Here is a 6,079-nt window from a genome sequence, read left to right as displayed (position 1 = left end):
TCTTCGCCGCGCTCGGCCCCGGTGCCGTGCCACCGGGGACCGGGCGGGCCGCGGTGGCCCCCGCCGCGACCGGCGCGGCCGCCGGCGTCACCGGCCCGGCGATCGCCGTCCTCGCGCTGGCCCCCTTGGCGCTGGCCGAGCCGCTGGCCGGGCTGGTCGCCGCGCTGCAGCGGCGGGGTGCGCTGGCCGACGCCCGCGCCCGCCTGGACGCCGTCCTCACCGCTCCGGTGCCCGCGGACCCCGCCGACCCGCTGCCGGCTCCCGCCCCGGTGCGCGATCTGGCCACCACCGGCCTCAGCGCCGGCTGGCCGGGACGCCCCGACGTGCTGCGCGGGCTGACGACGGAGGCGCGCGCCGACGGCGGCTGGCTTGTGGTGCGCGGGCCGTCGGGGGTGGGCAAGTCGACGTACCTCGCGGTGCTGATGGCGGCCCTGCGGCCGCGCGCCGGGGCCTACACGCTGGGCGGGGCACCGGCCGACCGGCTGACCGGGGACGACGTGCGCTCCCGGATGGCGTGGCTGCCGCAGGAGGCGCACGTCTTCGCCTCGACGATCCGCGCCAACCTGGCGGTGGCGGCGCCCCGTGGGACGCTGGCCGGGCCGGACGGCGGAGCGCGGATGCATGCCGCGCTCACCGCCGCGGGGCTGGGCGGGCTGCTCGCCTCGCTGCCCGAGGGTCTGGACACCCCCGTCGGCGCGGGCGGGACGGCGCTGTCGGGCGGCGAGCGACGCCGGCTGGCCGCGGCCCGTGCGCTGCTGGCCGACCGCGACGTGGTGCTGCTGGACGAGCCGACCGCGCACCTGGACCCGCCGACCGCCGCCGCGCTGGTGCGGGACCTGCGCGCCGCGCTGACCGGCCGGGTCGTGGTGTGCGTGACGCACGACGACGACGTCGAGCGGCCCGGCGACACCGTCGTCCGGCTCGGCGCGTCCACCGTGGTCGGCGCCGCCTGAACTGTCGGCGGGAGCGGGCAGGGTGTCGCGCATGGATGCGCCCTTCACCGGTTCGGTCTTCCTCGGCATGAGCGTCGACGGGTTCATCGCCCGCCTCGACGGCGACCTCTCCTGGCTCACCGGCGGCGCGGAGGCCGGCGGCGCCCCCGACGACGGCTCGGGTGGCGACTTCGGCTTCTCCGCGTTCGTCTCCGGCATCGACGCGCTCGTCATGGGTCGCGGCACCTACGAGGTGATCGCCCCCATGGACGAGTGGCCGTACCAGGGGAAGCCGATCCACGTGGTCAGCACGACGCTCGAGCCAGGGGCGGACGCCCGCATCACCGTGCACGGCTCGTTCGAGGACGCGGTGGCCGCGCTCACCGCAGCCGGGTACCGCCGGGTGTACGTCGACGGCGGCCGGATGGTGCACACGTTCCTGGCGGCGGGCCTGATCGGCGACCTCACGCTGTCGCGCGTGCCGGTGCTGATCGGCGAGGGCCACACGCCGTTCGGCGCGCTGGCCGCCGATGTCCCGCTGGAGCACGAGCGCACCGAGGTCTTCCCCGGCGGAATGGTGCAGACGACCTACCGGGTCCGCCGGCACGCCTGAGACCGGCCTCCTCCAGGGCACCGCCCCGAGCTTGCGAGGGGTGGGAGAGGAGGCCCTCTGTCAGGCGGCGACGTCCCACGGCCGCGTGCGCACGACCTCGAAGCCGGGGAACACGGGCAGGTCCGGGTCGACGACCAGCGGGACCCCGACCGGCGAGCCGAGGCGGCCGCACCCGACCACCGTGGCGCGCTCGTCGGGTGGCATCTGGGCGAGCATCCGCTCGCACAGCTCCTTGCGGATGCGGATCTCCCGCGGCGGGGCGGCGCCGGGAGCAAAGGCGAAGGCGACGATGTCTCCGGCGATGTCTGGCCGAACCCAGTGGACGCTGCTCATGGCGGCCTCTCTGCACGGGTTCCTCCCGCGCTCTGGTTCAACGCCGGGCGGGCCCTGTCTGTGCCCTACCCGTCTGGAGAGAGGCTTGCACCCGGGTACGACACTTCGACGGGGATCTCGGGGCCGAGCCGGGCCCCCTGCAGCAGACGGAGGTCGTCGCCGGACCAGAAGCTGCCCGGGTCGTAGGCGTTGCGCGGCCGGACGCCGTCGAGCAGCCCCATCGCCGTGTACGTGGTGGCCACCAGCTCAGCGCAGTAGATCGTCTCGGCCGAGGTGCCCCGCCGCAGCCGGCCGTTCAGCCAGCCCGTCGCCAGGCCCCGGGTGGTGGGGAACGGCCTGCCGTCGAGCCGGGCGACGGTGCGCAGGACGGCGTCCTCCATCTCCGGGGTCACGCCGCCGTCGTCGGCCGGCCCGACCAGCTGCCGCAGCCAGGCCCGCTGCCCGTAGCGGTGCCGCCAGGTGCGGACGGCGTCGGCGAGGTCGTGCAGCTGGACGCCGCGCTGGTGCTGCCCGGTCCAGACGTCGGGCAGCGAGCGGCCCAGCTCGGCGTGCCAGAGCAGCGGCGGCAGGTCCTCGAGGACGACCGCCATGCCGACGTGGTTGACCGGGGCGTTGGTCAGCGCGCGGATGGCGCGGTCGGCGACCGAGGCGCCGCGGAACACCCAGACGTCACCGGTGCGGGTCAGCTCGACCGCGTCGTCCAGCGGGAGCGCACGGGGCTCGGGCACGCGGCTACGTTAGGCGACCGTGCGCCTCTGGAAGCTCCTCGGACTGGCCGGCCTCGCCGGCGTCGCGGCGACCGGCGCGGTGCTCGCCCGTAACGAGCGCCAGCGCCGCGCGCACACCCCGGAGGAGATCCGGGCCCGGCTGCGCGAGCGGCACGCGGCGCTGGCCGAGTCGGAACCCGAGCCGGAGCCCGCTGCCGAGGACCTCGCCGGCGGACGGCGGCACGCGCTGGCCCGGCTGCTCCGCCGGAGGTGACACTCGCGGGCCCGCTCTGCGGCAGGCCTACGCGAGGGTCCTCGCGATCAGGCGGTCGACGTCGGTCCGGGAGGGAGGCCGGACCCCCTCGCCCGCTGCCGCATCGGCGAGGCTCCTGAACAACCGAGGCGCTGCCGCGGCCGACGGCGTGGGGCGGGAGGCCGCCGTCGCGGCAAGGGGCCGCGACGCTCTGCCGCCGTCCTCAGTCACGCGTTCCTTCAGCACGTCCACCGAGTGCATCCCGCTCCTGAGGAGCAGCGCCAGCAGCCGGGTCGAGATCTCCTCGTCACCGGGACGTCGCGCCGCACCCAACTCCGCCAACGCGTGCCATCTCGCTACCACGACCTCCGGCACGCCGAGGCTGTGAGCCAACTGCGTGGTCCCACCTGCGCAGGAGGTCACCAGCCAGAGGTCGGTGGCCGTCCGTATCCCGAGGGCGCGCAACCTCGGGCCCTGCTCGCCGAACAAGGGCAGGTCCGTGAAGGCCGGATCCGGTGGACCTATGACGTCCCAGAAACCGCTGTCCCCGTCCGGTCTCCGCAGCTTGCTGAACCACGGGTCCGTCCGAGCCATGGTGCGGACCTCCGTGAGCCCCGAGGCCAGCCGGAGTTCTTCGAGTGCGTCCTCGGACCTGCGGCAGTAGGCGCTGACGCAGGCCCGGTCGTAGAGGGCGTACAACCCGAGCGGTCTCACGGGATCCCGCTGGACATCGGGGAGTCCCTCGTCGCTGCCCACGACGGCCCTGAGCGCCTCGCGGAGCTCGAACGCGATGCCGCGGAAGCCGAGCGCGAAGTCCTGGACATTGCGCTCCGCGTAGTCGCGGAACGCGTGCCACCGCAGCTCGGTGAGGCTGTGCAGTGCCTGCTCCGCGTACCACACACGGCCGGGCGATCGTGGTCGAACCGAGACGCACAGGTTGAGCCACGTGGCCGTCAGCGCATGCCATGTCCGCAGCCGGAACGCGGTCCAGCCGTCGTCCCACACGAGCGGTAGGCGACCGAGCTGCTCCAGCGTCGCGTCCGTCGGCGCCTCTGGGGAGTCCAGCGCCGGGATGCTGGCTGCCAGCTCCATGAGCCTCTCGGCGTCCGTCCGGAGGTCCTCCACCGTCCGCGACTCCTCGGCCAGGAGCCGGAGGTACGCCAGGCGGGCCAGGGCGTTCTCCGGGTCGACATCCACCGCCGTGGCGAGCAGTTCTCGCCGGAGCTCTCGACCACCACGCGTCTCCGGCGGCTTGGTCGCGACGACGTACGCGGCGACGCTCTGCCATCGAGTGGCACCGCAGAGGCCGACCCGGAGAGTCGGGTGCCGATCCGCCAGCGTCGTCAGGATGACGGCAGCGGCGGCGGTCAGGAGGTCGCTCGGGTCCACGTCGGCGTCGCCATCGCCGGCCGCCGCGCTGATCTTCGGCCGGAAGCGTGACGCGTTCACGATGGCGGTCTCCGCCACGGATCCGTTACGGGTGATGGTGACGACGACCTCATCGGGCTCGCCCCCGCCCGCCACCGAGGCCCGCCAGGGAACCGACGGGAAGACGAGGTTGACGACGGAGGTCAGCGCGGCCGCCACCTTTCCCGCCGGCAGCGAGGACAGCGCCGAACTCGGCAGGTCCTGGACGTCGACCTGCTGCGGGGCCTTGAGGCCGCGCGGTGGGGCGGAGCCGAGATCCTCCAACCGCGCGAGGACGTACGCCGTCCCGACAGGGTCGCTGGCGTCGCCCTTCTTGACCGTGACCTGGAGACGCAGAGCGTGGCCGCGGCCGGCGGCGTGGAGCAACAACCCCAGAAGGGCCAGGGCGCCGGTGAGCAACCAGGGCCAGACCTCGTCCGGGATCCTCAGGCCGAGAGGCTCGAGAGCTCGAGTGAAGATGGCCAGCACGACCACCGACAAGGCGGCCAGGAACACGTAGCCGGGACCCAGGGCTCCACGGGGAGCGCCCAAGCCGACCATCCGCTCGCGCCAAGTCTCCAAGCGCTTCGCACTCCGCGCCGACCACGCGATGACGGCGGCAGCGACGAGGGCGGCAGCGATGACCGGAGCTCGGAAGTCCGCTGCCACACCGTCGAGCCACGGCGCCGGCCAACCGAGCAGACCGATGGACCGGACGACGGTCGTGAGGAGCAGGGCGAGGCCGGCCCACCACGCCATGCGCCGTGTCCAGTCGGGCCAGGCGCGCGCGTCCGGAGGCGCGGTCAGCGGGGTCAGGAGCCGCGCCACGACGAGGAGCACGGCCAGGACCACCAGCGCCGGCACCGAGACCCGACCGATCGGCTCGAGCCAGCGCGTGCGGAAGGCATCCCATCGATCTGCGGCCCGTGCGGGCAAGACCCGCTCGTCCGGGGTCAGCGCCGCTCGCGCCACCTCGTTCGCCGGGTCGAGTATCAGCGCCTGCTGGAAGCACGTGTCCGCCTCGTCCCCGCGGTCGGCTCTCGTCAGCCGCTCAGCCGACGCGGCCACGCGGGCGGCGGCGTCCCGACGTCCATCGACGTAGGCCAGGCCCTCGGCTGCACGGGAGTCGGTGGTGAGCCGTTGCTCGTAGAGCCGTTCGGCCAGCGCCAAGCGGCCCTCTGCGGCCAGTGCGCCGGCCTGACGCAACACAGGGTCGTCATCGGCCGGAGGAGGCGACGCCTGGGCCGCGTTCGTCGGGGTGAAACAGGTCAGCTCTGTCGGCGACTGCGGCGGGCCAAGCGGAACGACGGCCACCACGATCGCGAGGAGCAGCACCGTGGCCGCGGCCACGGCCACGAAGCGCGACAACCCGCCATGACTCACGGCGTCTCTCCCCCGCACGGGCTCACCGCAGAGCGCCGAGGCTAGACCTGCGGGTTCCGCAACAGAAGGGGATCCCCGGGTCGCGTACGCACTGCAGCATCGTGGGGCACGTGCTCCATCGGCGCTGATCCCGGCCTCACGCACGGCGACCGCCACACCGGACCCGGCCCGGCCGCCTTCCCGTCCGGCGTCGACAGGTCGACACTGCACGCGCCCGCCGGTGTCGCCGGCCGTCTGTCTGGGTCATCCGGCTGGCGACGCCGACGCGGTCATCCAGGCAACCTCCGCCGACGACACCCACGGGATGGCGCTCGTCCGGCTCTCCGGCCACCACGGGGACCGGTCGTTCGAGACGCTCAACGCCCAGGTCATGCGGTTCGTCGACGGCCGGATCGCCGAGTTCTGGGAGGCACCCACCGATCCGGACGCGATGAGGGACGTCTTCGCCTGA

At 74.3% G+C, this 6,079-nt stretch carries 7 protein-coding genes; 4 read left to right on the top strand and 3 right to left on the bottom strand.

The genetic code is table 11. The features are described from left to right. On the top strand, positions 1-953 hold a 953-nt coding region (locus MY526_RS24660; protein WP_436705288.1), incomplete at its 5' end, for an ATP-binding cassette domain-containing protein. 31 nt (positions 954-984) lie between these two features. Next, entirely contained in the window at positions 985-1,545 is a 561-nt protein-coding gene (locus MY526_RS24655; protein WP_436695373.1) for a dihydrofolate reductase family protein, read from the top strand. Positions 1,546-1,605: 60 nt separating this feature from the next. Here the strand turns inward: MY526_RS24655 and MY526_RS24650 are convergent, their stop codons facing one another. Both MY526_RS24650 and MY526_RS24645 read right to left on the bottom strand, forming a co-directional pair. Continuing rightward, entirely contained in the window at positions 1,606-1,878 is a 273-nt protein-coding gene (locus MY526_RS24650) for a hypothetical protein (RefSeq protein WP_436705287.1), read from the bottom strand. A 65-nt stretch (positions 1,879-1,943) separates the two neighbouring features. Beyond that, positions 1,944-2,606: a hypothetical protein gene (locus MY526_RS24645; protein ID WP_436705286.1), complete on the bottom strand. Its 663-nt coding sequence runs from the start codon at positions 2,604-2,606 to the stop codon at positions 1,944-1,946. 19 nt (positions 2,607-2,625) lie between these two features. Between MY526_RS24645 and MY526_RS24640 the strand changes: the two genes are divergently transcribed. Continuing rightward, a complete protein-coding gene (locus MY526_RS24640; RefSeq protein WP_436695376.1) occupies positions 2,626-2,859 on the top strand; it encodes a hypothetical protein in 234 nt (77 codons plus the stop codon). Positions 2,860-2,886: 27 nt separating this feature from the next. On the opposite strand, the gene MY526_RS24635 is transcribed toward MY526_RS24640, so the two are convergent. Further along, positions 2,887-5,784, bottom strand: coding sequence for a DUF4332 domain-containing protein (locus MY526_RS24635; RefSeq protein ID WP_436705285.1), 2,898 nt, complete (start codon positions 5,782-5,784; stop codon positions 2,887-2,889). A gap of 148 nt (positions 5,785-5,932) precedes the next feature. On the opposite strand from MY526_RS24635, the gene MY526_RS24630 reads away from it, so the two are divergent. After that, positions 5,933-6,079, top strand: coding sequence for a hypothetical protein (locus MY526_RS24630; protein WP_436705284.1), 147 nt, complete (start codon positions 5,933-5,935; stop codon positions 6,077-6,079).

The organism is Geodermatophilus sp. CPCC 205761 (genome assembly GCF_051383655.1).
GTDB lineage: Bacteria > Actinomycetota > Actinomycetes > Mycobacteriales > Geodermatophilaceae > Geodermatophilus.
Note: the sequence above shows the minus strand (reverse complement) of the source record. Positions and strands in the feature narration are given on the sequence as shown.